A 25,574-nucleotide genomic window follows, 5' to 3' on the forward strand; every position below is an offset into this window, starting at 1 on the left:
AAGCCGTATGCCCTATGTCCCTTTTGTGTGACGGTGTGCCGTCAGCCCTCGTGGGCGGAGGGCGCGGGCCGCACGTACTCCGGCAGCCGCAACCGGGCCTCCGCGCCGCCGTCCGGCCCCGGGGCGAAGGCCAGTTCGCCGCCGACCGCCTCCGCCTGGCCCACCGCGATCGTCAGCCCGAGGCCGTGTCCCTTGCCGCCGCTCTCGGTGCGGAACCGCTGCGGCCCCGACTCCAGGAGGTACGCGGGATAGCCCGGCCCGTGGTCCCGCACGGTCACCACGGGCCCGTCGACCGTCACCACCACCGGCGGAGCGCCGTGCTCGTGCGCGTTCGCCACCAGATTGCCGAGCACCCGCTCCACGCGCCGCCGGTCCGTCTCCACCTCGGCGTCCCGGACGACCCGCACCTCCGTGTCCGTACCGGAAGCACGCACCACCCGCTCGGCGAGCGGACCGAGCCGGTGCACGGCCAGGTCCACGGCCTCGGTGCGGGCGTCCAGCCGGGAGATCTCCAGGAGGTCCTCGGTGAGCCCGCGCATCGCCCGCACCCGGTCCTGCACCAGTTCCGAGGGCCGTCCCTCGGGCAGCAGTTCGGCCGCGGCCGACAGTCCGGTCAGCGGCGTCCGCAACTCGTGCGCCACGTCGGCGGTGAACCGCTGCTCGCTCTGCAGCTTGCGCTGGAGCGAAGAGGCCATCGTGTCGAGCGCCCCGGAAACCGTGGCCACCTCGTCCTGGGGCCGCCGCGGGTCCTTCGTCCGGGGATCGTCCACCCGCGCGTCCAGGTCGCCCGCGCTGATCCGGCGGGCCACCTGGGCCGTCAGGTGCAGCCGGCGGGTCACCCGGGTGACGGCGAAGGCGCCGACGAGCAGCGTCGTCCCGATCGCCAGGACGGACGAGCCGAGGATCGAGCCGTCGAGCGCCTCGATGGTTTCGGCGCTCTGGGTGTAGTCGACGCGCACGGCCAGCGCACGACCGTCCGCGGGGCCGGCCGCCCACATCGTCGGCCGGCCACCGCGCTCGGCGACCATCGTGCCCCGCTCCCCGTTCGCGGCGAGCGCACGGAGCGGGTCCGGCAGACCGGGCGGATCCACCCCGGCGAACCGGGGGAGCGGCTCGCCCGCCTCGTACAGGCCGGTGACCTCGGTGAGCCGGGCCAGCGCCTTCTCGCGGGAGTCCTGCACGGTCTGACCGGAGACCGAGACGTGGACCAGGACCCCGAGCAGCGCGGCGAGGGCGCAGCACATCACCGTGATGAAGAGCGCGGCCTTCCAGGTCAGCGTCGCCGTCCAGGCGGGCAACCGGGGCGTCCTCACGGCATCGGCTCCAGGGGCGGGACGGGCGCGGTGGCGGGAGCGGGCCGCACCAGGCGCGGTGCGGGGACCGACGGGACCCGGGCGCCGGGCGGTCGCACCCGGACGATCTCGTCCCGGGTGGGCAGCATGCTCTGCTGCCGCTCGTCCCAGGACCAGGCGGTCCGGTACTCGTACCCGGGGATGCCGGCCGAACCGGCCCGCATGATCAGGTCCCGGCCCGCCAGCTCCACGCTGATCACCTGGTCGACCGTGGACATGATCCTGGTGAGACCGCCGTCCTCGGCGCGGTAGACCAGGACGGCGACCTCCTGCTCCGGCAGGCGGATCCCGACGATCAGCTCGTCCCTGCCGTTGCCGGTGAGGTCGTGGTAGTACGGCCGCATGACCGGACAGGCGGCCGGAGCCGTGTCGCAGTCCGCGATCGCCCGCGCGGTCTTCTCGTACGACGCATTGCCGCCGGTGTACGTATCCGGGTGGGCGCGCACCTCGGCGCGCACCACGGCCACCGCCTCGACGGAGTGGACGTCGTCGCCGACGACCGTGACGCCGGGGACGCGCGGGGTGTCGGACTCGCCGTAGTCCTTCGGCGGGTCGGTCGCGGGCGGCAGGTCGGGCCAGAGACGGACGGGCCCCACGGCCGCCGGTGTGGGGCCGGCGCTCCTGAGCTCGCCCTCGCCGTTGCAGCCGCTGAGCGCCAGGGCGAGTCCGAGGACGCACAGGGCAGGGGTGACGCGCTGTGCTCCGTGTGGTCTCACACTGCTCCTGGGACGGTCGGCGGGGACGTGTTCTCCCTCTAGACCTTAGGCGGAGCCCCGTCGCTCTTGTCGCATCATCGTCCCGCGGCCCGCCCTCGTGCGCCGAGGGGGCGGGCCGCGGGGCGACCGCACCGCGGGCCACCCGCGGCGTACGAGGGCGGGCGGGGCCGGAAAGCCCCTTCACTCCTGAGCGTGCCGGTTCCCTCCCGGCGGGCGCGGCCGGGGAAGCACCCCTTCTCGCACGGGTACGGCTAGAACGCCCCCCGCTCCATCCGCGCGAGTGCGGCCCGGCACAGCGTCAGCAGCTTCTCGTCCAGATGGATGTCGTGGCTGCCGCAGGCGCCTTCGCGGGCATTGTGCCGGCGCCTTCGGGTCAGTTCCGTGAGGATCACCACCTGCGCCTCCGCAGCCGCCGGCCCCATCTCGGCCAGGCACTCCGCGATGTCCACGCGTGCGTGACGGTTCTCCTCCCACGCCGCCAACAGCACCGGAAGCGACGCCGACACCTCCCCGGACACCCGCCACAGCGCCGCGGCGGAGCGGACCCGTACCCAGGGGTCCCGCGAGGCCAGGCCGGGGCGCAGGGCCGGGGCCTCGGCCGCCGCCATCGGACCGATCTCCCCGATGGCCTGTGCGGCGGCGCACCAGTCCGCACTCGAAGTCCCCGGCCGAAGCCACCGCTCCAGCGCCGGCAGCACGTCCGCCAGATCGCCCTCGGCCGCCCACAGGGCGCGCGCCGCCGCCGTGGAGACCGCGGCCGACTCCTCCGCCAGGAGCTCCCGGAGCTCCGGTACGGCCTCCCGTGCGGCCGGGCCGAAGGCCGCCAGGGTCCGCAGCGCCGCCTCCCGCACCCAGTCGCGCCGGTTCGGGGGCGCCCCGCGCAGCACCCGCAGGACCTCCGGCAGTGCCTGGCCGCCCCGCACGGCCGCCAGGGCGTACAGCAGGGGTGCGGCCTGGTCGTACAGCCTCTCGTCGAGTTCCACATCGGCGAGCCTGAGCCGGAGCAGCGGGGCGAGCATCGCGGCGGAGGGGCCGAGCCCGTCCACCGCGTACAGCAGTTCGCGTCGCACCTCGGGCTCCGTCAGGGCGCGGGCCAGCAACGGGACCGCCCGGGTGTCCCCGGCCCGGGCCAGCGCGAGCAGCGCCGCGTCCCGCCCGGTCCGCCCGACGAAGGCGTGTGCCCCGTGCCCCGCTTCCGTCCCGCCCGTCCCCCCTTCCGTGCCGGGTGCACCCGGACCCGTGCCGGACGTCCCCGGACCCGTGCCGAGGCGGACGACGAGGGAGTCGGTCGCCGGTGCTCCCAGCTCGAAGAGCCGCTCCAGGAAGGACGCGGCTGCTTCCCGCAGCCGGGGCTCGGGATCGTGGAGCTGGGCGCCCACGAGCCGGACGACGTCGTCGTACCGCCCGCGCCAGGCCCGTATCAAACCGCCGCACAACCAGATCGCGTCCGAGCGCTGACCCCAATCCGGGCTGCGCAACTGCGCGAGGATCAGGGCGATCCGGTCGTCGACCCGATCGTCGAGCGCAGCGTGCAGGGTGCGGAGCAGCTCTTCGGTCCAGGGGGCCGGACGCCCGGCGGCGTGCTCCTCCAGCAGTTCCCGGACCTGTCCGATGAGCGTCGGGGTGGCCTCCCGCCCGTTCCCGGTGGCGGTCGGGGACTGCGCCGAAGTCCGGATCTCCTCCAGGAGCCGCGTCACCCACGGCACCACGTCGTCCGGGATGTCGGCGGGTGCACAGCGCGCCCGTTGTGCGAGGGCCGCGAGGCGGAGCCCGGGGTCCTGTGCGGCACGGGCCAGCCAGTCGAGCCAGTCGACGGTCTCCTCGCGCAGCGAGGCGTGCCGCAGGGCGATCCGTCCGACGGCCGCGACCAGGGCGAGCCGCACCTCGGTGTCTCGTTCGACGGTGAGCCGCTCCCGTAGCAGGGTCAGCACCCGGGCGGGCTCGGGGTGCAGCGAGGCGAGCGCGCAGGGCGCGGCGAGGCGCACCTCGGGGTCGGGGTCCGCGGCGAGCCCGAGGAAGACGTCGGCCCCGGCGGCGATGGCGGCGGCGGCCATGGCGTAGTTGGCGGCGGGGATGAACTCCTCTTCTTCCGGGTCGAGTTCGTCCAGCTCCTCTTCGTCGTCGAGTTCGATCCCGCCGATGCTGGTGAGCAGCTCGACGATGCAGCCGCGGTCCTGGACCGCGGGGTCGGCGACGAGTTCGAGCAGGAAGGGGATGCACGCGAGCGTCGAGTCGTAGACGTCGCCCTGGTGGTGGACCGCGCCGTACATGCCGTCGAGGGCGGTCTCCCGCTCGGCGGGGTCGTCGGAGGCGAGTCCGCGGAGCAGCTCCGGCACGTCGTCCGCGGGACCGTACGCGTGCCCCAGCGAGGCCCAGTCGACCTCCTCGATCCCCGTCAGCATGTGCCAGGCCGCCTTCCCCGTGAGCGCTGTACCAGGCAGCAAGTGTGCACCACAGGCCGGGGAACAAGGCCGTGCCGGCGACACCGGACGGGCCCGGAGCCCTCGGTGCGACCTCTTTGCGCCATCTACTCTCGGGAGCAAGGTCGTTGCTTTCGGTAGCCGCCTCCCGTGCGCGGGGCGGCGCCCCGGCGCTGGCAGGGCCCGCCGTCATCGCGGGGTGCGGGGCGGGGCGGCGGCGGCGGCCGCACCCAGGCCCCGGGCACCCTCCCCCCCGGCCCTGTTCCCCTTCCGGTCGCATCGGGACGAAAGGTGCTTTCTTCCCGTCGGCTTCCGCAATTCATCGCGGCTGATCGGGTGTCCTGGATCCTCCGCGCCGCACCGGCGTGTGCTAGGGGCGGAACGCGGTGCGCCTGGTCGCCGGTCAGGGCATCGGCCTTGTGCGGCCTCGCGCGGCCTCGCGCGGCCTCGTCGGGCCGGAGCATCGCGCGGTCGGCGGTGGAGGCGACCGGTGCGGCTCGCCCGGGCGCGGCCGGTGGTCGACGGTCCGGCCCTCCTGGCCGCCCGTTCGTGTCGGCTCGGTGTTCGGGGAGGCGGCGTCCGTCCGGTTGGTCGGTGCGGGGGGTGGCGTCCTGGGCTCCGGGGCGTCCCAGACGTGGCGCGATGTCGACCATGGGGGTGGCGGACCCCGCGGGTCACCCGGTTCCCCTTTCGTCCCTTCCGTCACGTCCCTCCCGTCCGGTGGCGCGGGGGGCGTGACGGTCGGAGGGGTGAGGAGAGGGGGGATGGAGAGGGTGAAGGCGGCGGTGGAGGGTGGGCGCCGTCCGGCGCGCGCGGTGCAGGGGCCAACCGTCATCAAAGGCCCTTCGGCCCACCAAGGCGCAGTGATCGGGCAAAGCGCCAAAGGGGCTTCTCGGGGGCGTCGCACTGCCCGAATCCGGGCATGGAGATCGACCGCAGGGGCCGAACTTCCCGTATAGCGGACAGAGTTCACTGTCCTTCGGACAACACATGGTCAAATTCTTGTTGCAGACCTGTCAAACGCCCGGGTTCGCTGGCACGCTCACTGCCGCACCACCCCACCCCCACGATCCCCACGCTTTTCAGCGAAGGAGCCCGCGTGACCCGCCAGCAGTCCTCGCACCGCCGCACCACCGCCCGCGCCGCCGCCCTGCTCGCCTCGGCCGCCATGGTCGTCGTCGGAGTCCAGACCGGATCCGCCAGCGCGGACGTCCAGCGCGAGGCCGGTGCGACCGCGCTCGTGCTCACCGGCACCCAGCGCGCCGCTGCCGTCCAGCAGGCCCAGGCCGGAGCCGCCGCCACCGCCAAGGCCATCGGCCTGTCCGGCAAGGAGGCGCTCCTCGTCCGCGACGTCATCAAGGACGCGGACGGCACCGTCCACACGCGCTACGAGCGCACCTACGAAGGCATGCCGGTCCTCGGCGGCGACCTGGTCGTCCACCAGAAGAAGTCGGGCGCCCGCTCCACCACCAAGGCCACCCAGGCCCGGATATCCGTGGCGAGCACGACCCCCGCCGTCACCTCCGCCACCGCCAAGAAGGCCGCGCTCGCTTCCGGCGCCCACGCCTCCGAGTCCGCCTCCTCCGCCCGCAAGGTCATCTGGGCGGCCACCGGCAAGCCCGCCCTCGCCTGGGAGACGGTCGTCACCGGCGTCCAGCAGGACGGCACCCCGAGCAAGCGCCACGTCATCACCGACGCCACCACCGGCAAGGAGCTCTACTCCTACGAGGCGATCGAGACGGGCGTCGGCAACACCGCATACAGCGGCCAGGTCACCCTCGGCACCTCCGCCGGCTACACCCTGACCGACGCCGCACGCGGCGGCCACAAGACGTACAACCTGAACGGCGGCACCAACGGCACCGGCACGCTGTTCACCAACAGCACCGACGTCTGGGGCAACGGCAGCCCGAGCAACCCGGAGACCGCGGCCGCCGACGCCCACTACGGCGCCGCCGTCACCTGGGACTTCTACAAGAACGAGCTCGGCCGCAACGGCATCCGCGGGGACGGCGCCGCCGCCTACTCGCGCGTCCACTACGGCAACGCCTACGTGAACGCCTTCTGGGACGACAGCTGCTTCTGCATGACCTACGGCGACGGTGCGAACAACCTCAACCCGCTCACCTCCCTCGACGTGGCCGGCCACGAGATGTCCCACGGCCTCACCGCCGCCACGGCCGGCCTGCGCTACAGCCGGGAGTCGGGCGGTCTGAACGAGGCCACCTCCGACATCTTCGGCACCGCGGTCGAGTTCTACGCGGCCAACTCCTCGGACACCGGCGACTACCTCATCGGCGAGAAGATCGACATCCGCGGCGACGGCACGCCGCTCCGCTACATGGACAAGCCCAGCAAGGACGGCAACTCCGCCGACTACTGGTCGAAGTCGGTCGGCCGCCTGAACGTCCACTACTCCTCGGGCCCGGCCAACCACTTCTTCTACCTGCTGTCGGAGGGCAGCGGCGCCAAGACCATCAACGGCGTCAGCTACAACTCCCCGACCTACGACGGCTCCACCGTCACGGGCATCGGCCGCCAGAAGGCCTACAAGATCTGGTACAAGGCCCTCAGCACCTACATGACCTCCTCCACCAACTACGCGGGCGCCCGCAGCGCCACCCTCTCCGCCGCCTCCGACCTCTACGGCGCCGGCAGCGCGGAGTACAACGCGGTCGCCACCGCCTGGACGGCGATCAACGTCAAGTAACACCCGCACGAACCCCGAAGCGCCCGGCACCGTGGAGGTGCCGGGCGCTTCCCGGCCGCGCAGCCGGCGACGGAACCTCCGCACCGCGTCGATCAGCCGCGGGCCCTCGTTCCGGGGCAACGGGCCGACGGACCGACAGGCCGACGGACCGACCGGACCGACAGACCTACGGGCCGACAGGCCGACAGGACAACGGGGCGAGAGGGAAAGGCCGTACGGCCGTACGGCCGAGCCGACCTGACGGGGGGCGGCTCGGCTCGACGGGGACGGCGCCCCGCGGAGGGTGGCACGATTCTGCTCGTCGAAGTCGTCCGACCCGACGGTCCCGGAGAAGGGGGCCGCCGGGCGGAGCCCGAGCCGGATCGGAGCGCGGAGGATCGTGGGCGGTCTCACGGAAGCGAAACTGAAGGCGCTGGCCGGGAAGCGTTCGTTCGAGCGCGGGCTGGGTTACGTCGACGCGGTGTCCGGGGTCGACGTCGACGACGACCGGATCAGGGCATCGGTGCGCGGCACGGAGCGGTACCGGGTGGAACTGCTCCTGGGCGGGCGCGGAAAGCCGACCGGCACTTGCGACTGCCCGTACGGCCAGGAGGGCAACTTCTGCAAGCACCTGGTCGCACTCGGTCTGACCCTGATCGCGCAGGAGGCCGACCTCCCCCGCCTGCGCCGGTCGGCCCGGGACGCGGCGCGGGGTCTCGACGCCTGGCTGCGGGACCTCCCGCGGGAGGACCTGCTCGCCCTCGTGCGGGAGGAGATGGCCGCGGACCGGCAGTTGCGGCGTCGGCTGGAGGTGCGGGCGGCCAGCGCGCGCGGAGACCTGGCCGGGATCCGGTCCCGCATCCGTGAACTGCTCGACATCGGCCCGTTCGCCCAGTACGGCTACGTCGAGTACGCCGACGCCCGGGCCTATGCCGACCAGGCCGGGCAAGCGGTCCGTGCGATCCGGTCGTTGACGACCTCCGACCGGGCGGCCGACGCAATGGCGCTGGCCCGGGAGGCGATCGACCTGCTGGCCCGGGTGGTCGAAGACGTCGACGACTCCGACGGCGGTCTCGGGCAGATCGGCGCCGACCTCGCCGACGCCCACCACGAGGCCTGCCGCGCGGCCCGTCCCGACCCGGAGGAGCTCGCGCACTGGCTGGTGGCGCACGCACTGGACGACGCGGCCGACCTGACGGACGTCGACCCGCTCGACTACGAGGACCTGCTCGGCGAGCGGGGGATGGCCGTCCTGCGTCGGCGCGCGGCCGAGGCCTGGCAGGCGAAGCGCACCGGCTGGGCCGAGAAGCACCTGATGCACCGCCTCGCGAAGTCGGGACGGGACCTCGACACGGTGATCGCCGTGCACGCCGCCGACCTCGCCCCGAACGGCCACACCCACCTGCTCATCGCCCGCGAACTCGACGCCGCCGGCCGCACCGCCGAAGCCCTGGAATGGGCCGAGCGCGGCATCCGCGACACCGAGGACCCGGCCGCGGTCGACACCGCCCTCGTCGACGACCTCGCCGACCGCTACGCGCAGGCCGGCCGGCTCGCCGACGCCGTCGCCCTGCGCCGCGACCACTTCGCCGCCCGCCGCACCCTGCCCGCCTACCGGCAACTCCGCGCCGCGGCCGATGCCGCCGCGTGCTGGCCGGCCGAACGGGAACGGGCCCTGGCCCTGCTGCGCATCGACGCGGAACGGGCGCGGACCCACGGCTGGCGCGTCCTCGTCGACGTCCTCCTGGACGACGAGGAGGTGGATGCCGCCTGGCAGGCGGCCACGGAGCACGGCGCCCACGACGGCCAGTGGCTCGTCCTCGCCGACCGGACCCGCCCGACCCGCCCCGCCGACGCCCTCACGGTCTACCTCCCCCTGGCCGCCCGCCTCAGCCGCGAGACCGGCAACCGCACCTACGAACAACTCGTCAGCCTGCTCCTGAGCATCCGCGACTGCCACCACCACCTCGGCACGCCGGACGACTTCACCACCTACGTCACCGACCTGCGCACCGCCCAGAAGCGCAAGCGGAACCTGATGAGGCTGCTGGACGAGCACGGGCTGTGACCCGGAACCCCACCGGCCCCGCCCAGACCCCTCCCGCCACTGCCCGACGGCTGACCGCGGGGTGCGGAGACGAGCGGGGGACCGGGTGCGGGGACGAGCGGGGGGACCGGCCCCGACGGCACGGGGCCCGCGATCCTCCCCGGTGGCCCCTCTTCGACCCCGCCCGCCCGTTCGACCCCGCGCGCCCGACCGAAGAGACACCGGATCCCGGGCAACCGAATCCGCCGGATCCGTGGTCGGGTCTGGAGGGCGAGGGAGGGTGCTAGGGCCTGCCCGATGGGGCGCGTGAGCTGGTCAGGACTGTGCCCTAGGGTCTGTGCTCAACGAAGGGGGTCGCTTGTCGCGCGATACGGCCGAAGCAGAGGCAGGAATGAAGGGGATCACGTTCCCTGCCTGGTACGGAAAGCACTACGTGACTCTGGCCGAGATGCTCGTCCGCCTCGGCAGCTTCGGCCTGGACCTGACGTGGCGCGTCGAGTGCGACGAGATCGTGGATCCGCGCTGTTTGGAGATTGGGAGACGGTCCGTCGGCGTCGGCATCGACACGTTGACGCTGTTGTCACTGACGACCCCGTTCCTTCAGCTGATCGACGCCGAAGCGCGTGGGTTCGCTGGGGACGAGCTGGTGGTCGTCCTGACTGAAGCAGACAGCTCGTGGTGGGACGTCAGAGCCGTCGACGAACGCGTGCTCAGCGAGCTTCGTCGTCACTACCCCGATGTGACGGACCTATGAGCGGGTTCGCTCACCCGACGCTCCTGGCGTGACGGCCAGGAGCCTCGTCGTCCACCCGGCCTGTCAAGCAGGCCTGGTGGCCTGGGCCTGTTCGGAGGCGAGCACGCGTTGAAGGCTCCTCCGCTCGCCATCGAGCGTGGCGAGCATCTGCGTGCGAATGCGTTCGAAGTCGGGCTCGACCTCGACGCCGAGGTCATGGCGCAGAGCGACCCGCAGCAGATACACCCCGTCGGACATTGGGCCGCTGAACCAAGCTTTGGCACGGTTGTACGACCCGTCCGGGTCGGGGCGGCTCGGCAGCTGCTTGACGACGGAGTATCCGACTCCAAGTGCCCGGTTGAGGGTCGAGACAATCTCGTGGACGTCTTTCGGCAGTGCCATCTGGGCCGAAGAGTATTGCTCCAACCAAGCGTCCTTGGCGGTGTCGAGGACTGTGGGCTCGATGCTCTCGCCGCGTTCGGCTGCTCGGACCGCGTCTCGGGCAGCGACTCGGTAAGCGCGAGCCGTGGTGTTCAGGCGGGCATAGAGATCCCGTCTGGCCTCCTGCGCTCGGTCGTGGCGGTCCTCTGCCCGTTCACGATCGGCACGCTGGTTTTGCTCCCGGGTGACGCGCTGGCTGAGCACTGCCCCACCCAGAGTTCCGCCCAGCGTTCCTCCGACGCCGATGAGTGCGACGGCAAGCGTGGTCACATCCACGAGATCCCCCAACTCGTCCATTCATCCGACCGCGGGCAGAGGCTGAGGATGGCACGACGACCCTCGGCAACGCTCAGGTTCCCCACCCGCGGCGCGGTCCAAGACCGGGAAGACGATAACGAGGAGCAGGCCTGCTTGGCTCCACCGAGGCTCATCACCTGCGGGAATGCCCCAAGATCCCATCCACGCCTCGTCCACAGACCCCGACATACGCCCGCTTCGAGCGGCATGCGGTTGCATAAACGCGAAGACCCCGCACACAGCGTTTCCGCTGGTGACGGGGTCTTTGGGCACTTCATGCGAAGTGCCCCCGGCAGGATTCGAACCTGCGCACACGGCTCCGGAGGGCATGGCTCGGTGGCCTTGCGCAGAGGCTCTGACCTGCACACTCCCGGTCTCTAGATTAAGAGGGCGACGATCTCACTCGCCGCTCACTCGGAAGAACAGCCGAGGCGCACTGCCGACACCTCAGACGCGGGCTACCAAGCCGAGGAATTCAGCCCCCTTGTGGTTGGCCACGACAAGCGCGAAGCCATGTCCTCCGGCGCATGTGAGGTCGATCCTGACGTACCCGCCACGCGTCCCTATGGGGCTGTCGTAGTCGTCACGGTCCGGCTGCACCGTCACAGACTCGTGGTCCGGGCCGCTTGCGCTTTCGACTGTGTCCGTCCCGCACGCGGGACACATGAGCTGCCATTGCATGTTCCAGTCGCCGGCCGCGCTGGCTGCAGGGACCAGGGTCTCTTCGTGGGATATCGGCACGGTGGGCCTCCAATGCGAGTACGTCTTCCCATCACAACGGAAGCGGAGCAGTCGAGGGTGCTGATTGGAGAATTCCAAGGGGAACCTGACGAGCGGCGGCATCCCGAGAGCCTGCGAGCTGGCGTCACGTATCGTGCAGCGGGTGCAGCTACTGGCCCTGTTCGACCTGGACAACACCTTGATTGACAGACAGGGTGCCCTCCACGACTGGGCCTGTGACTTCGTGTCTGCCCGCGGGTTGCCCGTGGTTGCTGCCCGCGCCATCACGGACGCTCTGGACGCGCGGGCCTGCCCGAGCGACTTCGCCCGGATCAAGGTGGCGCTTGGGCTCCACGACTCCGTCGACTCTCTCTGGGGCGCGTACGTGGCTGGCATGGCACGGCGGGCCCGCTGCCAGCAGGGAGTGCGCGAGGGCCTGTGGGGGATGAAGGCCGGAGGGTGGGCCATCGGCATCGCCACCAACGGGGCGCCTGATATCCAGCACGCGAAGCTGGAAGGGGCGGGGCTCGCCGAGCTGGTCGACGGGGTCTGTGCTTCCGGCGAGGTAGGGACACGAAAGCCCGACCGTGCCGTCTTCGAGGAGGCCGCTCGACGCTGCGGCGCCCGCCTCGAAGACGGCGGATGGATGGTCGGCGACAACCCTGGCATCGACGTAGAGGGCGGCAGGAAGGCGGGACTGCAGACGCTATGGATTTCTGCCGGGCGACAGTGGCCCGATGGTGTCGACAGCCCTTATGTCACGGCTCTGAACGCCCTGGATGCCGTCCGTTACCTATCTAGGCGGGGACGCTCTCGCTCGACTCGACCCTCGTCGGGCCACATCAGTTGACGGTCTCCTCAGTGACTTCGATGCCTGCGTCTTGAGCAATTGCACGCACACGGGGCTGCATGGAGGAATGCCAATACTTGATGCGGATGATCCCGTCCGTGGTTGCCTGGAGGGCCTCGGGCTGGCCAAAGTGCTGAGCGATGCCGTTCGCCAGAGTGGCAGTCGCTGCGATGAGTGGCCCGCCGTCCTCGGCGAGGTCATCGATGTCGAAAACAGCGCTGGCGTACGGTGGTCTGTCCGCCTGGAGGTCGCCGAGCTGGCCGCCGAATCCCCAGCTGTGCATGAGTCTTGCCTGCAGCTCGGGGGTGACTGGCCAGATCGTCGCGCGGACTGTGGCGTTGCCGCCAGCCGCAGCGCGGTCACGCGCGTGGTGGGCCAAAAACCGGAGCCCTCCCCACAAAGCGTTGAACAGGTAATCGTCGCCTACCTCGCTCGCAGACGCATCTAGGCTGTTTGGTGCTGTCGCTCCCCGGTCGGTCACAATAGCGGCGAACGATCCGGCCCCGCTCTCGTGTAGCTCGCAGGACAATCGGGTGGCCAGTTCGTTTCCGTTCATTCGGTTATCGGCAACAAGACGCCCGCTGCCGACAGAAGTGCGGTACCAAATTGTGTTGACCGGAACCGGGTACGGGTCCTTATGGAGAACTTCGGCCTTGAAATCCTTGAGCGCCTTGGTGTCGAGTGTGAAGCCACCAGCTACATCGGGGACCAGCGTCACTACGGCGAATGTCGTGGAGGAAGGGTTGAGCCGCTGGAGTAGGTCAGCCTCGTACCGAGCGGCTTCGTCGAGCCTGCTCTGCATTCCGGTGAACCGGTTCCGATAGGCAGTGGCTACCTCTGGCTCGGACAGGTACGTCGTGGTAGTTCCGTTGCGCCGAGGGAAGCGCAGCGCGTTGTTGACGAGGACCGCATGTGGTGCGTTGGAGCTGCGGGGGACCGCGATCAGGAGGAAGCCGCGGTCATCCTGTTCGGGCGATGCGATGGGCAGGATGTCGAACGTCGGCAGCGGCGAGACCAGCGACGACACGATCTGGCGGATGCGACCGACTTCATCGTCGCTCAGGTTGACCTCGGGGGCCCCGCAGGCGCGGGCCTGGTCGTCTTCGTCGACGCCCAGGACGATGACGCCGCCAGCAGTGTTGGCCATCGCGGCAACGTCACCGGCGAGGTCCCGCTTCTCGGAATCCTTGTTGCCGTACAGGCCTCGCTTGAAGTCGAGGTCGTAGTGCTCGGTGACCTGGTTGTCCACCAGAGCGGCGACCTGTGCGTGAGAGACGTCGTCGAGGCGAGCGGCGAAGAGGCGTTCGAGACGCCTGGAGCGGAGAGCGACCATGGACCCAATTGTGGTCGCGCCCATGCGGTGGTGTCTCGCCAATATGACGCGCGCTAGCGGTCCAGTCAGGGGAGGTCTGGCATCCAACTTGGACCTCCCCTGTCACTCGTTACCCTGGTGTCTCGGGCAGGAGCCCGAGGCCACCGCGGGCGGCCCACTGCTCCAGTACCTCCGCTGCGGCGTCTGCCAAGGCGGCTGGCAGGTGGGCGTCGCCGAGGGCTCGTGACACCTCGCGCAGCTCCGGGGCCCAGCGCCACGCGCGCGCAGCCGTCTTTGGGAAGTACTCCGTCTCGGTCAGGTAGCTGGTTGTACGACCTCGGGCGATGTCGAGGAGCTCCTCTTCCACGCCGTGGTCGCTCGCGAGCGCGTACGCGACGGCAGCGAGAACCCTGCTCGCCTTCTGATAGCTGGTGTAGGCGAGTTTCAGGGCCGACGCCTTTCCGATCCCCCCTTCGAGGATGAACGGCTGGACGGAGCTGCCGCGGAAGAGCCGCGCCACCGTGGCGGCTGGTTCTTCCGGACCCGAGAGGTACAACCGCGGCTTCTTCGCTTCGGAAGGCGGGGAACCCACCACGGCACCGTCGACCACTGCGGCTGCACTCGGCATCAGTAGATCGCCGATCTGCGCCATGGTGGCTGGCGCGATGGCATTCGCATCGACGTAGACACCGGGAAACGACTCGGCGGCGACGGCTTGAGCGACCTCGATGGCGTTGGCCGGCGGGCAAAGACTGATGATGACATCGCATCGCCCGCACAGTTCTGTGAGGTCTGCTGTCGCAGCGAGACCGTACAGGCGGGCCCTTTCCTTGCTCGCGGAGCTGCGTCCCTCTGCGCACCAGAGGACATCCGCGCCTTGCGCCTTCGCCTGTGCTCCGACGGCGGCGCCCATGCTGCCGGGATGCAGGATTCCGAGGGTCGTCATCCGACCAGCCCGCGAATGTCTCGCTCCTGCGCGGTGGCCTTGGAATCGACCGCATCGCTGATGATCCGTGCCGTCTCGGCGGGCGAGTGGTGGTGCGTCTCAATGACGACAGACCAAGGCTCCGCCGCGTGGTCCAAGAGGTCTTGCCGAGTCTCGCGCCAGACCTCCAACCGCGCCTCCAGGTCCTTGTCACCCCGCCCTTCGCACCGCGTCTTGGTGACGTCCACTGGGCACCACAGGAGCACCTTCACCCAGTGGATCGGGTAGGGAGTAACCGCGCTGGCTCCGGCGACCTGGCCCATGTGTAGGACGGGAACCAACCCTTGCTCGACGAGTTCGGAGACCCCTTGCCGATCGATGGCGTACTCGGCTCCGTACCGGGCGTTCCGGTAGAGCAGATCGCCGGCGCGGTCGAGATCCTCGATGTGCTCGATGGTTGTCAGGCGGTACCCCGTGGTGCGGCCCGGTCCGGCCTTGAGCCGCTGGAAGAGCCGGTACTCGGGCCGGGCGCGGGAGAGCTCCGCGGTCACCGTGTCCTTACCGGCCCCGGGGGGCCCGTAGAGAACGACGCCGACGTCGGTCACAGGGCCCCTCCGCTCAGTACGTCCCGGGCTTCGTCCACCATCGCGATCGCGGCGCCCAGCTTGTTGTTCACGACGAAGTGCGGTCCCTGCGGGCGCAGCTCCAGGTTGAGCGTCGACAGGTAGTCGTCCCAGGACTCCATCTTCCACGCGTCGCGCGCGGCACCCCGGAACTCGATGTACTCGCGCATCGACTCGGGGTCGCACTCAACCCATATGGTCGTGACGGAAACGCGCTTCGAGCGGCACCGATTGTGGAATCGCTGCATCCAATCCGCCTGTGAGAACTCGGAGACGAACGGGGCGTCGAGGATCGTGGAGGTCCCACAGTCGACGTTGTCCCAAGCCGCTTCCATGAGGCAGCGGTATTCGAGGGGGCGCACCTTCTCGCGGTAGAGGTCGGAGCTCCGGTCGTGCGCCTCGCCGCCGAGGGCGACCAGGAGCTGATCGACCAGAGGTCGGGTCAGGGAGTCCTTGTCGAGGATCGGCCAGCCGGTCAGGCCACCGAGGAACTTGGCGAACTCGGACTTCCCAGATCCGGCGAACCCGCCGACGAGCACGACGGAGGGAGTGTCGTCCCCGGTCCCTGTCGTGCGTCGGCGCCAGGCGTCTATGACGCGGTTGCGGAGCGCCTCGCCGTCGACGTCGGGGGTTCCCTCACGAATGCTCCCAAGGGCGTGCCGTACAGCTTCGGTCTGGTCGGGCAGTTTGCGTTCCACGGTTACGGGCGCGGGGTTCAACGGGGCGTCCTCTCCGGGCAGAGGTCCGCGAAAGCCCAGCTGGGCTTCGTTGCGGTTGTAGAGACGGCAGTACGCCCGGCGGTAATGAGGGCCGGGGTACACCGTTCCCTTTTCGTGCCCCCAGATCGTCTGGAAGTTGGCCGCGATGTTGAAGTTATGCCGCTCGGCAATCTCCCGCAGCTTTTCCCCCGCGTCTTCCAGTGTGAGCCCGAACTTTTCCCTGTGCTGACGCAGGAGTTCAGGATTCCAATCAGGGTGCTTGCGAGCCATCTGCCCCTCCTGGGTGGCTACTCGGAGCCGCGAGTGTAGCGGCCCGCGTAGATCGGTGGAAATTTGTGATAGCGCACGTGTAAGTGGATGTATAAAACTGCTGAGGCCTATTCAGGTAAGCCGCCGTGATACCGACTTCAACCCCCGTCCGGTGAACTTGCAGCACATTCCGAGAGGGGGTGCTGATGCAGTACATCGGGGGTGGGGTCGCTCACCGGGAGCGACCCCGAACGGTCTCAGGCCGAGGGCGACTGGCCCTCAACTGCCTCCAGCCGGGCGCGAAGGTCGCCGACCTCGGCCCTCAGGCTGTTGATCTGCTCTTGCAGGTCGGCGAGGGCGCTTTCGGGGCTGGCGAGCTTGGCGGCCTTGGCGGAGCCCGACGTGAGGAACGCGCCCTTCCCCTGGTGCGTCACGGCGAGTCCGTCGGTGCCGAGCTGCCGGATGGCGGCACGGGCCACAGTGACGGTCACGCCGTACTTCTCCTGGATCTCCGCCAGGGAGGGCAGCTTGCCCGTCTCCTCGAACTCGCCGGCCGCGATCCGCTGCCGAAGCTGTTCAGCCACCTGTTGGTAGGCGGGCTTGCCGGTCCACTCGACCATCTGCACCCCAAGTCTCTTCTCTCGGTCTCTGCCTCAGTGTGCCCAAGCGGCAGGGAGAGGACCAGTGTCGCCCCGCCTCTGCTTCGTGAGGGCGGTTGACGTACTCTGCCTCATAGTGCACCTTGAGGCAGAGTTGAGGTTCGGGGATCGCTCGAATCTGGCTCGAAGCCGCGACCTGCTGTTTTCAGCGGGGAGGGCGTCGCAGTGCTCGCCCGGAGGGTCCCGTGAAACGGACACAAAGGAAGCGATTGCTCCTTGAGAACTCAACAGCGTGACAAGTAGGCGGGGGTCAGAGCCCCGCCCCCGCGACGGACCGGGTCACGTCCGTCGGCGGCAACTTCTCAACGTGCCAGCCCTGGAGAACACCCCTCGCGGGTGCCACCTGGTGCGTGCCGCCCTGCTGGCGTCAGAGCAGCGACGATGACGCACCCGACTCCCGGGCTCGGGACCGGATGGCCGTGGCAGCGGCCGGCCGGTGAAGCCCTGTCCCTCCCCAGAACGGAGGTTGATGTGCACAGACGAAGACCCTGGGCGCTGCTCGTGCTGGACCGGCACGGCGGACATGCCCACCGCGTTCCCCCTGATCCGCCGCCGCTTCGGCGCACCGGGATAGCCGGTGATTCGCGGACGTCAGGTCACCTGCGCAGCGGTTGCTGCGGCCGGTTGCCTCCCTCGCCCGTCCGGGCCCCGCACGGGGTGCCGTACGGGCGAGGCAGAGGGGAGCCGGAACGAACGGCCCCACCCCGCCGCGCCGGGACGGCTGCCTCTCACCACGGACCGAGGCCGCCCCGGCGCCCCTTCGACACGACCAGGAGCGATCAACCATGCGTACGTTCATCGGCGGTCATCAGGCCGTCAGCACCAACGACTTCGTGGAACTCGCCCTCGGCACCCCGGTGGAACTGTGGCTCGGGGTGGAGGGCGAGAGCGAGGAGGAGCGCGCGGCCCGTCTGGACGCGGCGCGGGACATCCTCGCGGACAACCCGAACCTGCCGGACGAGGTGAGCCGGGTCGCCGCCGAGGCGATCGAGGCGTTCGCTCCGGAGCTGTTCAACGTCATCCCGCTGGTTCGGCCGGCGGCCCGCCGCTCCCGTTCCCGGAAGGGAGCGGCGGCATGAGCGCCCGGGTGCCCTGGGGCCAGGAGCTGGTTCTCGTCTGGCTCGGCTCGCTGATCGCGGTGGGCAGTGCCGTGGGCGCTGTTGTGGTCCATCAGGCGTGGCTGTTCGCCGCGACGGTTCTCGGGTTCCTCATCCAGCACATCGGCTGGGCGGTTCGGAACCGGAAGCTCTTCGGTGGTGCGCGATGACGACCGCGATCACCAACGAGCGGTCGGCGGTGCCGCCGCTGACCCGTCCCGAGTTGGGCCTCGCCGGTATCGGCGCGCTCGCCGCGGCTGGCGTCGGAGCCCTCGGGCTCATCTCCTCCTTCGACGCCGTGTCGGCCGCCGCGCTGCGGTGGGGCTTCGGCGAGCCGTGGATGCTGCCGGTCGGCATCGACGTGGCCATTCCGGTGTTCACCGTGGCCAACCTCCTGCTGATCCGGATGGACATGGCCCTCGCGTGGGTGCGGTTCGTTCCCTGGGCCCTGACCCTGATCACCTGCGGCCTGAACGTGGCCGCCGGGCACGGAATGTGGGCCAAGCTCGCCCACGGCACGATGCCGCTGCTGTGGGTGGTGTTCTCCGAGATCGGCGCCCACATCTACGCCGTACGGATCGGGGCCGCGACCGGCCGCCGGATGGACAAGATCCGGGCGTCGCGGTGGTTGCTCGCCTTCCCCTCCACGTTCTCGCTGTGGCGGCGAATGACGCTGTGGGAGATCACCTCCTACGCCGACGCGCTCTCCCGCGAGAAGGAGCGGCAGCTCGCCCGCGCCGACCTGCGCGAGACCTACGGCTGGCGGTGGCGGTCGAAGACCCCGCGCCGCGAGCGCGTCCTCCTGCGGCTCGGGGAACTTGCCCCCAACGGGGCCGTGGAGGAGCCGGAGCAGGAGCCTGCTGTGCCGCCCGTGCCGCCGCCGGACAAGGAACAGGACGAGCAGAAGTCGCGCAAGCGCACCACCCGCCAGAAGCCCAAGGGGGCGAAACCGCCTCGCTCGGCGGCGGAGCTGCTGACCGAGGCCCGCGAGCTGACCGCCGACTGGCCGCTGGCGGGGATCAACGCCGAGGCGATCCGGACCGCACTGCACTGCTCGGCAGCCAACTCCCGTGTTTTGCGTGACGAGTTGCTCGCCGAACGAGCCAGCCGCCCGGAGCTCCACTCCGTGGAGACGAAGGACGGCAGCGACGCGGACGAGTCCGCCGAGACGGCCGAGGAGGTCGCCGCATGAACACCCTCGCCACGATCCTCGCCGCGACCGGTCCGCTCGCGGCCGGATGGTCCGGCCACGTGCTGTGGCTGCGCCGCCGGCTCCGCACCGCCCGCCGCGACCCGCTGACCGGGCTGCGGACCCGCGAGGGTTTCACCCGCCGGGCCGCCGCGCTCCTGCGCGACGACAGGGCGGTGGTCGTCCTCGCGGACGTCGACCACTTTAAGCAGATCAACGACCGCCACGGCCACGCGGCCGGCGACGCCCTCTTGAAGGTCACTGCCGACCGGCTCGCCCACTACGTCGGCCCGAACGGCGTCGCCGGGCGCCTCGGCGGCGACGAGTTCGCGGCCGTCGTCCTGGACACCGACGGCACGGTCACGGACCTCCTGGCCGTCCTTCACGGGGTACTGGCACGCCCCGCCGACAAGGCCAACCCGGACGTGGCCACCACGGTGTCCCTTGGCTGGGTCCGCGCCGCCGATTTCCCCGGCGAAGATCTCTCCGCGCTCCTCGGTCGCGCCGATGAGGCCATGTACGCGGCCAAGCAGGGCCGCACCGGGATCAAGGGGGCCCGGCTGGGTCGGCTGCTCTCGGCGGTCACCGGCCGCCGGTCTGGACGCCGAGGTGCCCCGGCCGGGGCACCGGCGGTGGGGGTGGCGGCATGATGCCGGGCCCGCTCGCCGCCGCCGACCTTTTCCACACCGTGATGGAGGCCGCACAGCACCGCTGCCAGTGCGCCGGCGTATGCGGACAGTCCCACACGAAGGGCGAGGGGCGCTGCACCCGCGAGCACGGCCGCCACGCGGGCAAGCACAGCGGTCCGATCCGCCTTATGGCCGCCGCGGCCGACCCGCTCACCACCGAGCTCGCCGCCGCGGCTCTGCCCGCGAGCGAGCTGCGCGCCTGGTGCCCGCCCTGCTTCACCGCCGCCCGCCGGGCCGCCCAGCGTGCCACCTCGGTGCCCGACGCCGACCAGGGCGGCCTGTTCGACCTCAACCCCTCCGACGCCTGATCCGAGGAGCACGCCATGCAACCCGCCACCCTGTACCGCCTGTCCCGCCACAGCGACGCCGACCGCACTGGGCGCTGGCGCCCGGAGCGGCTGACCGTCCACACCGCCCGCGTGAGTATCAGCGGGGCCCGCAAGACGGCGGACACCGTCCACGTCTACGAGACGACCGACCGCGACGGCAACAACCTCCACGTTGCCCACGTCCACTACGGCCGCGGCCACTGGGGCAACGGCGCGTTCATGACCGAGATCTACGAGATCCCCACCGCCGCCCTCCTGGAGATCTAGCGCCCCAGGTGCCCGGGGAGAAAGGGGACACGAACTGTGTCCTCTCCCACGGCATCGCGGGCTGACGATTCACCGCACGGGCCCGGCCGCTCACCTTCCACAGCGCCGGCCGGGCCCGTCGTTCCCTCCCGAGAGAAGGAAGAGTCTCAGTGAAGCACCCCGACGACGAGAACGACTTCTTCGACCGACTCGAAGCCGACATGGCCGCCACCGGGTCGCCCGACTCCGGGGCCGACGTGGTCGACCTCGACAAGGCCCGATCTGCCCGCACCGAGTCGGCCAACTCCACCGCCGACGCGTCGGCCGACTCCCACACGGACGAGTCGGCCGACGAGTCGGGCGACCCGTCGGCCCGCCGGTTGGTCGACGGTCCGGCGCTCGCTGGGCCTGGATACCTCGGCCGACTCGCGGGCGCGAAGCGGCGACGGATCGTCCCCGCGTGGATGCGGTCGACGGCCGAGCTCAAGTCCGCCGCCCGCTGGGTCGCCAGCCACTACACCCACCTCGCCGGGTATCACGCCCTCCGCTCCCCGGTCTACGCCGGCCGCCTCGCCCTCCAGGCCCCGCGCGGGGCCGCGAAGTTCGTCGGCGGCACGATGCGCTGGGTCGCCGACCGCGAGGGCGAGCCCGTCCGACTCGCCGCCGTCCGGCGCGAGGACGCGGCGGAGTACCTCAAGCTGTCCCGGCAGCGCGACGGCCGGGTCCGACTGCGGACCCTGGTCGCCACCCTCGCCGCACTCGTCGGCATGGGCGCCGCGCTCGCCCTCTACGTCCTCGCCCCCGGCTGGCTCCAGGTCGTCTCGGTCGGCGCACTGCTGCTCGCCCTCGGGTCGGCCGGCGGACAGGCCGACGCGCCGGTCATCAACCGGGCGGTGGAGGTCACCAAGGCGCCCAAGCTCACCAGCGACATCGTCCTGCGCGCGCTGGGGGCGCTCGGCATTCCGGCGATCAACCAGGCGCAGGGCAAGGGCCGGGACGGCTTCACGTTCACCGCCCCGATCACCCGCGATGGGCCCGGCTGGCGTGCGGAGGGCGATCTCCCGTACGGCGTCACCGTCACGGACGTGATCGAGCGCCGGGACAAGCTCGCGTCCGGTCTGCGCCGCCCGCTGGGCTGCGTGTGGCCCGAGGCCGTACCGGAGGAACACACCGGGCACCTGGTGCTGTGGGTCGGCGACCAGGACATGTCGACCGCGCGGAAGCCCGTGTGGCCGCTGCTCAAGAGCGGGGCCACGGACCTGTTCAAGCCGGTCGCCTTCGGCACCGACCAGCGCGGACGCTGGGTGGAGATGACGCTCATGTACATCGCGGCCGTCATCGGCGCGATCCCCCGCATGGGCAAGACGTTCCTCCTGCGCCTGCTGCTCCTGATCGCCGCTCTCGACCCGCGCGCCGAGCTGCACACCTACGACCTCAAGGGCACCGGCGACCTCGACCCGGTGGGCGAGCGCGTCTCGCACCGCCACCGTGCCGGGGATGACGACGAGGACATCGAGTACGCCCTCGCCGACCTGCGGGAACTGCGGGACGAGCTGCGGCGCCGGGCGAAGATGATCCGCTCCCTGCCGCGGGACATCTGCCCGGAGTCGAAGGTCACGAGCGAGCTGGCGAACATGAAGAACCTGGGGCTCCACCCGATCGTCGTCGGCGTGGACGAGTGCCAGGTGTGGTTCGAGCACCCCAAACACGGGGCGGAGTTCGAGGAGATCTGCACGGACCTGGTCAAGCGTGGCCCGGCCACCGGCATCGTGCTGCTGCTCGCCACCCAGCGCCCCGACGCCAAGGCTCTGCCGACCGGCATCAGCGCGAACGCGTCCGCCCGGTTCTGCCTGAAGGTCATGGGCCAGCTGGAGAACGACATGGTCCTCGGCACGTCCTCGTACAAGCGGGGCGTGCGGGCCACGATGTTCTCCTGGAAGGACAAGGGCATCCACTACTTCGTCGGCGAAGGAGCGGACGCCCGGATCGTCTCCTCCGTCTACGTCGACGCCCCCACCGCCGAGACCATCGGTCTGCGAGCCCGCAAGCTCCGCGAACAGGCCGGCACCCTCTCCGGCCACGCGCTGGGGGAGTCGTTCGAGACCGGCGAGACCAGCGCGTACGACCTGCTGCGCGACATCCTCGCCGTCGTTCCCGCCGAGGAGCCCAAGGTCTGGTCCGAAGTCGTCGTGGCCCGGCTTGCCGAGCTGCGCCCCGACGTCTACGGCGGCTGGGACCCCGAGGGACTGGCCGCCGCCCTCAAGCCGCACGGCATCTCTACCGCCCAGGTGTGGGGCAAGACCGAGAGCGGCAAGGGCGCCAACCGGCGCGGCATCGAGCGCTCCCGCATCTCCGCCACAATCACGGACCGTGACGAAAAAAGGGACGCGAGCTGACGCCGCTCGCCGCTAGGCCTAGCAGCAAGCCCCGCTAGGTCTAGCGGCACCGCTAGCACCCTGTACTGCATCTGATCAGCCCGCTAGTTCCTAGCGGGTTGATCTGCGCATACCCCGAAAACCGCCGGAGAGGCCCCTGATGACCCCCTTCCTCGCCGCTAGTGCACTCCTGCTCGCCATCACATTCGGTTACATCGCCCTGTGTGCGGCCTCGCCGTTCGGTAACTGCCGCAAGTGCAACGGACTCGGCTTCGCCCTCACGACGGACCGCAAGGGCAAGCCCAAGCGCGGCAAGACCTGCCGCCGCTGCAAGGGCCACGGCATCCGCATACGCGTCGGACGCCACCTGTTCAACATCGCCGCCCGCGTCCACCGCGACGGCACCCGCTGACCCCGCAACGACAGGAGCCTGACATGAACTTCGAGATCTCCGCCGTCCTGCTCTTCGGCGCTGCGTCCGTCTTCGCCGTGAAGAGCAAGTCCTCCGGGGCCGGCGCCGCCATCGTGCTCTTCCTCTTCGGGTTCTTCGCCGCCGGGACCGGCGCGTACGAGCCGATCGCCAACCTCGTCCAGTCCTCCGCCACGGCCCTCTCCGACCTCGCCAACTAGCCGAAGGAGCCCGCGATGAACGAGCCGATCACCGTCCCGCACTGGCTCACCACGGCCACGCCGAAGGTGGCCCCCGCCCTCGCCACGTCCACGATCCTGGTCCTCGGCCGGATCTGGAACGCCAACGGCGCCGAACACTCCGTCGGCAACGCCGCCCTCATGGTGGTCCTCGCCGCCGGAGCCGCCACGGCCGGCGCCTTCGCCGCGGCCGGTCACCGCGGGGACAGCACGCTCGCCGGAACCGCGTTCGCGACCTCGGGCGGCCTCGCCTTCGCCGGGGTCGCCGGATACGCCGACGGACTGTCCCTTCCGCTCCTGCTGTGGGTACTCGCCACCGCCGTCGCCTACGGCCTCGCCGCCCGCTACTGGCGCACCGCCCGCCGCGAAACCACCGCCTACGAACGCCGCACCGTCGAGCGTCGCGAAGACCACGCCCACATCGAGCGCGTGGAAGCCCTCCGCGCCGGAGCCCAGATCGAGGCCGCTCGCACCGGCGCCCTCTACGCCGAGCAGCTCGCCACCGCCCTGCTCACGCGCGCGGCCCTGCCCGGCTTCGACCCGCAGGCCCTCACCCGCGCCGGACTGCCCGAACTCCCCGCCACCGAGAACACCAAGGAGAACTGACCGATGTTCGAGATCCGCGTCATCTGCGACCCCGACGACACCGACCGGGTGACCGCCGCGCTCGGCGGAGCCTTCGCCACGGGCGCCGTACGCCAGTACGCCACCCGCGACGGCAAGCGCGAGCGCCTCTACCTCACCGCCGACCTCCGGGCCGAGGCGTGGCCGACGCCCGAGGACGCCTACGCGCTCGCCCCGAGCATCATCAGCGAGATCGGCTGGACCGCCCGCACTGCCGCCGACAAGCCGTTCGGCACGGACATCGGCCGAGAGTTCTGGCTCCGCAAGGCCGCGCTCTTGGACCGCATTGCGCTGGGCGACGAGAGCGAGCGCGTACGCACCGACGCGGCGGAGATGGCCACCGCGGCGGCCCGCCGCCTCATGGACACCGACGACGCCACGGTCATCTGCGACCCCCGCGCCTACGTTCGCCAGCAGTACGAGCGGTGGCTCAGGCAGAAGTAGCTGCGCCCGGGGCGGTTGCCTCTCACCACAAGACCGCGACCGCCCCGGCTCTCCGTCCCTTCGACAGAAACAGGAGCCCTCTCTTGTTACCTCTCAAGACCTTCAGTTCCGGCGGCGGTGTCCAGTCCACGACCGCTCTCGTCCTCGCTGCACGCGGAGAATTGGAGTACCGGACGTTCATCATGGCCAATGTCGGCGATGACTCCGGGCATCCCGCCACCCTCCGCTGCCTCGCCGAGCACGCCATCCCGTTCGCCAAGGCCCACGACATCGAGCTGCCTCCCGGTGAACTCCGTTACGCGGAGGCAGCGTCGGCAACCCATGCCGATCGCGGCAACACCATCTGCATCGCCGACCAGGACTTGCCCTCGAACTGCACAACGTCCCGCAGCACGCGATCGCACGCAAATCCCAGCCCTTCGTACAGCCGGATCGCGTTTGCGTTGTTGTCCCAGACCCCCAGCTCGATCTGCTCCAATCCCAGCTCACCGAACCCGGCGTCCAGCGCTTTCGTCAACATCGCGGCGCCATACCCCTTGCCTCGAGCCTCCGGAGCCACCAGTACGCGCCCGAGTCGGCCGCTGGCGCTCGCCGCGTCGATTCGCACCGAGACGTGGCCCACGACTTCACCGTTGATCGGATCGAAGGCCATCCAGCTCCAGCGCAACGGTGTCGCGGACTCAGCCGCATACTCGGCCAGCTGGCCCTCGTTGAACGGCCAGCTGAAGTGGTGGCCGGACCAATTCCATAGCTCGACGGGTCCACCGATCCATGCGACGAGCTGTCGGCAGTCAGAGGCCCTGAAGTCCCGCAGCTCAACCATGGGCCATCACCCGGTGCAAAGGCATTGTCATGGCCCAGACCCTACCGAGCCTCCGGCCAACCGCCCGAGTGGGGAACACGTACCCGACACGACATCGGATTCCAAGTAACTGGCCCGTTTCACCGGCCCGAGGCATGGCACGAGATGCGGCGAAGCGAGCCTGAGCTGTTCGAGAAGGCGTGCCAGCTCGAAGCGCTCCTCAACCGCCACCGGGACGGACTCGGCAAGGACCACGTGTACCTGACCCGGTTCGCCCGGCCGCTACGTGAAGCGATCCCGGACGGAGTGGACACCCTGCCGTTGGACGAATTCGACACGGGCTGTGACTTCGGCTGGTGCATGACCTGATCGCAGGAAT

Annotated in this window: 26 protein-coding genes and 1 pseudogene; 16 read left to right on the top strand and 11 right to left on the bottom strand. The window is 70.6% G+C overall.

Features of this window, described 5'->3' with window-relative positions; translation table 11 throughout:
- Positions 1 to 41 precede the first annotated feature (41 nt).
- The 3 genes from ACFW22_RS03840 to ACFW22_RS03850 form a co-directional block, all read right to left on the bottom strand.
- Positions 42 to 1,313: an ATP-binding protein gene (locus ACFW22_RS03840; RefSeq protein ID WP_386398468.1), complete on the bottom strand. Its 1,272-nt coding sequence runs from the start codon at positions 1,311 to 1,313 to the stop codon at positions 42 to 44.
- Positions 1,310 to 2,068, bottom strand: a complete 759-nt coding sequence (locus tag ACFW22_RS03845) for a hypothetical protein (protein WP_386398470.1) — start codon at positions 2,066 to 2,068, stop codon at positions 1,310 to 1,312. The genes ACFW22_RS03840 and ACFW22_RS03845 overlap by 4 nt, the downstream gene beginning before the upstream one ends.
- Before the next feature lie 251 nt (positions 2,069 to 2,319).
- A complete protein-coding gene (locus ACFW22_RS03850) occupies positions 2,320 to 4,470 on the bottom strand; it encodes a PBS lyase (protein WP_386398473.1) in 2,151 nt (716 codons plus the stop codon).
- 1,117 nt (positions 4,471 to 5,587) lie between these two features.
- Between ACFW22_RS03850 and ACFW22_RS03855 the strand changes: the two genes are divergently transcribed.
- The 3 genes from ACFW22_RS03855 (at position 5,588) to ACFW22_RS03865 (ending at position 9,978) form a co-directional block, all read left to right on the top strand.
- Positions 5,588 to 7,198 carry a M4 family metallopeptidase gene (locus ACFW22_RS03855; RefSeq protein ID WP_386398476.1) on the top strand — a complete coding sequence of 537 codons (1,611 nt, stop codon included), beginning with the start codon at positions 5,588 to 5,590 and terminating at the stop codon, positions 7,196 to 7,198.
- Positions 7,199 to 7,577: 379 nt separating this feature from the next.
- Entirely contained in the window at positions 7,578 to 9,245 is a 1,668-nt protein-coding gene (locus tag ACFW22_RS03860; protein WP_386398478.1) for an SWIM zinc finger domain-containing protein, read from the top strand.
- Positions 9,246 to 9,582: 337 nt separating this feature from the next.
- Positions 9,583 to 9,978: a hypothetical protein gene (locus tag ACFW22_RS03865; protein WP_386398481.1), complete on the top strand. Its 396-nt coding sequence runs from the start codon at positions 9,583 to 9,585 to the stop codon at positions 9,976 to 9,978.
- Positions 9,979 to 10,041: 63 nt separating this feature from the next.
- On the opposite strand, the gene ACFW22_RS03870 is transcribed toward ACFW22_RS03865, so the two are convergent.
- Positions 10,042 to 10,695, bottom strand: a complete 654-nt coding sequence (locus ACFW22_RS03870; protein ID WP_386398484.1) for a hypothetical protein — start codon at positions 10,693 to 10,695, stop codon at positions 10,042 to 10,044.
- Positions 10,696 to 11,500: 805 nt separating this feature from the next.
- On the opposite strand from ACFW22_RS03870, the gene ACFW22_RS03875 reads away from it, so the two are divergent.
- Positions 11,501 to 12,265, top strand: coding sequence for an HAD family hydrolase (locus ACFW22_RS03875; protein WP_386398487.1), 765 nt, complete (start codon positions 11,501 to 11,503; stop codon positions 12,263 to 12,265).
- Here ACFW22_RS03875 and ACFW22_RS03880 read toward each other — a convergent pair.
- The 6 genes and pseudogenes from ACFW22_RS03880 to ACFW22_RS03905 form a co-directional block, all read right to left on the bottom strand.
- Positions 12,258 to 13,598, bottom strand: coding sequence for a helix-turn-helix domain-containing protein (locus ACFW22_RS03880; protein ID WP_386398490.1), 1,341 nt, complete (start codon positions 13,596 to 13,598; stop codon positions 12,258 to 12,260). The genes ACFW22_RS03875 and ACFW22_RS03880 overlap by 8 nt on opposite strands.
- A 109-nt stretch (positions 13,599 to 13,707) precedes the next feature.
- Positions 13,708 to 14,229, bottom strand: a complete 522-nt coding sequence (locus ACFW22_RS03885; protein WP_386398612.1) for a DUF1932 domain-containing protein — start codon at positions 14,227 to 14,229, stop codon at positions 13,708 to 13,710.
- A gap of 39 nt (positions 14,230 to 14,268) precedes the next feature.
- Positions 14,269 to 14,526: pseudogene (locus tag ACFW22_RS03890) on the bottom strand (NAD(P)-binding domain-containing protein); the annotation flags it as partial.
- Entirely contained in the window at positions 14,520 to 15,107 is a 588-nt protein-coding gene (locus ACFW22_RS03895) for a guanylate kinase (protein WP_386398492.1), read from the bottom strand. The pseudogene ACFW22_RS03890 and the gene ACFW22_RS03895, both read right to left, overlap by 7 nt.
- Positions 15,104 to 16,114 carry an AAA family ATPase gene (locus ACFW22_RS03900; protein WP_386398495.1) on the bottom strand — a complete coding sequence of 337 codons (1,011 nt, stop codon included), beginning with the start codon at positions 16,112 to 16,114 and terminating at the stop codon, positions 15,104 to 15,106. Before ACFW22_RS03900 ends, ACFW22_RS03895 begins: the two co-directional genes overlap by 4 nt.
- 236 nt (positions 16,115 to 16,350) lie before the next feature.
- Positions 16,351 to 16,713 carry a winged helix-turn-helix domain-containing protein gene (locus ACFW22_RS03905; protein ID WP_386398615.1) on the bottom strand — a complete coding sequence of 121 codons (363 nt, stop codon included), beginning with the start codon at positions 16,711 to 16,713 and terminating at the stop codon, positions 16,351 to 16,353.
- Between the two features lie 824 nt (positions 16,714 to 17,537).
- Between ACFW22_RS03905 and ACFW22_RS03910 the strand changes: the two genes are divergently transcribed.
- The 11 genes from ACFW22_RS03910 (at position 17,538) to ACFW22_RS03960 (ending at position 24,393) form a co-directional block, all read left to right on the top strand.
- Entirely contained in the window at positions 17,538 to 17,831 is a 294-nt protein-coding gene (locus tag ACFW22_RS03910) for a hypothetical protein (RefSeq protein WP_329851572.1), read from the top strand.
- Positions 17,828 to 18,019, top strand: coding sequence for a hypothetical protein (locus ACFW22_RS03915; protein WP_386398497.1), 192 nt, complete (start codon positions 17,828 to 17,830; stop codon positions 18,017 to 18,019). The genes ACFW22_RS03910 and ACFW22_RS03915 overlap by 4 nt, the downstream gene beginning before the upstream one ends.
- The gene (locus ACFW22_RS03920) at positions 18,016 to 19,041 is read left to right on the top strand and encodes a DUF2637 domain-containing protein (protein WP_376435812.1); all 1,026 of its coding nucleotides are present in this window, start codon (positions 18,016 to 18,018) and stop codon (positions 19,039 to 19,041) included. The genes ACFW22_RS03915 and ACFW22_RS03920 overlap by 4 nt, the downstream gene beginning before the upstream one ends.
- Positions 19,038 to 19,688 carry a GGDEF domain-containing protein gene (locus tag ACFW22_RS03925; RefSeq protein WP_386398500.1) on the top strand — a complete coding sequence of 217 codons (651 nt, stop codon included), beginning with the start codon at positions 19,038 to 19,040 and terminating at the stop codon, positions 19,686 to 19,688. The genes ACFW22_RS03920 and ACFW22_RS03925 overlap by 4 nt, the downstream gene beginning before the upstream one ends.
- On the top strand, positions 19,685 to 20,035 hold the full coding sequence (locus tag ACFW22_RS03930; protein ID WP_386398504.1) for a hypothetical protein: 351 nt from the start codon (positions 19,685 to 19,687) through the stop codon (positions 20,033 to 20,035). The genes ACFW22_RS03925 and ACFW22_RS03930 overlap by 4 nt, the downstream gene beginning before the upstream one ends.
- Before the next feature lie 15 nt (positions 20,036 to 20,050).
- Complete coding sequence (locus tag ACFW22_RS03935) at positions 20,051 to 20,323, top strand: hypothetical protein (protein WP_376435821.1); 273 nt, start codon at positions 20,051 to 20,053, stop codon at positions 20,321 to 20,323.
- Between the two features lie 149 nt (positions 20,324 to 20,472).
- The gene (locus tag ACFW22_RS03940) at positions 20,473 to 22,698 is read left to right on the top strand and encodes a cell division protein FtsK (RefSeq protein ID WP_386398507.1); all 2,226 of its coding nucleotides are present in this window, start codon (positions 20,473 to 20,475) and stop codon (positions 22,696 to 22,698) included.
- Between the two features lie 139 nt (positions 22,699 to 22,837).
- Entirely contained in the window at positions 22,838 to 23,089 is a 252-nt protein-coding gene (locus ACFW22_RS03945; protein WP_386398510.1) for a hypothetical protein, read from the top strand.
- A gap of 23 nt (positions 23,090 to 23,112) precedes the next feature.
- Positions 23,113 to 23,307 (top strand): hypothetical protein, encoded by a 195-nt coding sequence (locus ACFW22_RS03950; RefSeq protein ID WP_328942541.1) that lies wholly within the window; start codon positions 23,113 to 23,115, stop codon positions 23,305 to 23,307.
- A gap of 15 nt (positions 23,308 to 23,322) precedes the next feature.
- The gene (locus ACFW22_RS03955; RefSeq protein ID WP_386398513.1) at positions 23,323 to 23,931 is read left to right on the top strand and encodes a hypothetical protein; all 609 of its coding nucleotides are present in this window, start codon (positions 23,323 to 23,325) and stop codon (positions 23,929 to 23,931) included.
- A gap of 3 nt (positions 23,932 to 23,934) precedes the next feature.
- Entirely contained in the window at positions 23,935 to 24,393 is a 459-nt protein-coding gene (locus ACFW22_RS03960) for a hypothetical protein (protein WP_386398515.1), read from the top strand.
- A gap of 295 nt (positions 24,394 to 24,688) precedes the next feature.
- Here the strand turns inward: ACFW22_RS03960 and ACFW22_RS03965 are convergent, their stop codons facing one another.
- Positions 24,689 to 25,216: a GNAT family N-acetyltransferase gene (locus tag ACFW22_RS03965; RefSeq protein ID WP_386398518.1), complete on the bottom strand. Its 528-nt coding sequence runs from the start codon at positions 25,214 to 25,216 to the stop codon at positions 24,689 to 24,691.
- A 144-nt stretch (positions 25,217 to 25,360) separates the two neighbouring features.
- Here ACFW22_RS03965 and ACFW22_RS03970 point away from each other — a divergent pair, with 144 nt between their 5' ends.
- Complete coding sequence (locus tag ACFW22_RS03970; protein WP_386398521.1) at positions 25,361 to 25,564, top strand: hypothetical protein; 204 nt, start codon at positions 25,361 to 25,363, stop codon at positions 25,562 to 25,564.
- Positions 25,565 to 25,574: the final 10 nt, after the last annotated feature.

The organism is Streptomyces sp. NPDC058872, from assembly GCF_042743065.1.
In the GTDB taxonomy this organism is placed as follows: domain Bacteria; phylum Actinomycetota; class Actinomycetes; order Streptomycetales; family Streptomycetaceae; genus Streptomyces.

Excerpts from the sequence above, each read along its gene's own strand:
- ACFW22_RS03850 (WP_386398473.1), bottom strand. The coding sequence starts at position 4,470 with ATGCTGACGGGGATCGAGGAGGTCGACTGGGCCTCGCTGGGGCACGCG.
- ACFW22_RS03925 (WP_386398500.1), top strand. The coding sequence starts at position 19,038 with ATGAACACCCTCGCCACGATCCTCGCCGCGACCGGTCCGCTCGCGGCC.
- ACFW22_RS03960 (WP_386398515.1), top strand. The coding sequence starts at position 23,935 with ATGTTCGAGATCCGCGTCATCTGCGACCCCGACGACACCGACCGGGTG.
- ACFW22_RS03885 (WP_386398612.1), bottom strand. The coding sequence starts at position 14,229 with ATGGCGCAGATCGGCGATCTACTGATGCCGAGTGCAGCCGCAGTGGTC.
- ACFW22_RS03880 (WP_386398490.1), bottom strand. The coding sequence starts at position 13,598 with ATGGTCGCTCTCCGCTCCAGGCGTCTCGAACGCCTCTTCGCCGCTCGC.
- ACFW22_RS03910 (WP_329851572.1), top strand. The coding sequence starts at position 17,538 with ATGCGTACGTTCATCGGCGGTCATCAGGCCGTCAGCACCAACGACTTC.
- ACFW22_RS03945 (WP_386398510.1), top strand. The coding sequence starts at position 22,838 with ATGACCCCCTTCCTCGCCGCTAGTGCACTCCTGCTCGCCATCACATTC.
- ACFW22_RS03870 (WP_386398484.1), bottom strand. The coding sequence starts at position 10,695 with ATGGACGAGTTGGGGGATCTCGTGGATGTGACCACGCTTGCCGTCGCA.
- ACFW22_RS03965 (WP_386398518.1), bottom strand. The coding sequence starts at position 25,216 with ATGGTTGAGCTGCGGGACTTCAGGGCCTCTGACTGCCGACAGCTCGTC.
- ACFW22_RS03955 (WP_386398513.1), top strand. The coding sequence starts at position 23,323 with ATGAACGAGCCGATCACCGTCCCGCACTGGCTCACCACGGCCACGCCG.
- ACFW22_RS03920 (WP_376435812.1), top strand. The coding sequence starts at position 18,016 with ATGACGACCGCGATCACCAACGAGCGGTCGGCGGTGCCGCCGCTGACC.
- ACFW22_RS03900 (WP_386398495.1), bottom strand. The coding sequence starts at position 16,114 with ATGGCTCGCAAGCACCCTGATTGGAATCCTGAACTCCTGCGTCAGCAC.
- ACFW22_RS03935 (WP_376435821.1), top strand. The coding sequence starts at position 20,051 with ATGCAACCCGCCACCCTGTACCGCCTGTCCCGCCACAGCGACGCCGAC.
- ACFW22_RS03915 (WP_386398497.1), top strand. The coding sequence starts at position 17,828 with ATGAGCGCCCGGGTGCCCTGGGGCCAGGAGCTGGTTCTCGTCTGGCTC.
- ACFW22_RS03950 (WP_328942541.1), top strand. The coding sequence starts at position 23,113 with ATGAACTTCGAGATCTCCGCCGTCCTGCTCTTCGGCGCTGCGTCCGTC.
- ACFW22_RS03905 (WP_386398615.1), bottom strand. The coding sequence starts at position 16,713 with ATGGTCGAGTGGACCGGCAAGCCCGCCTACCAACAGGTGGCTGAACAG.
- ACFW22_RS03930 (WP_386398504.1), top strand. The coding sequence starts at position 19,685 with ATGATGCCGGGCCCGCTCGCCGCCGCCGACCTTTTCCACACCGTGATG.
- ACFW22_RS03970 (WP_386398521.1), top strand. The coding sequence starts at position 25,361 with ATGCGGCGAAGCGAGCCTGAGCTGTTCGAGAAGGCGTGCCAGCTCGAA.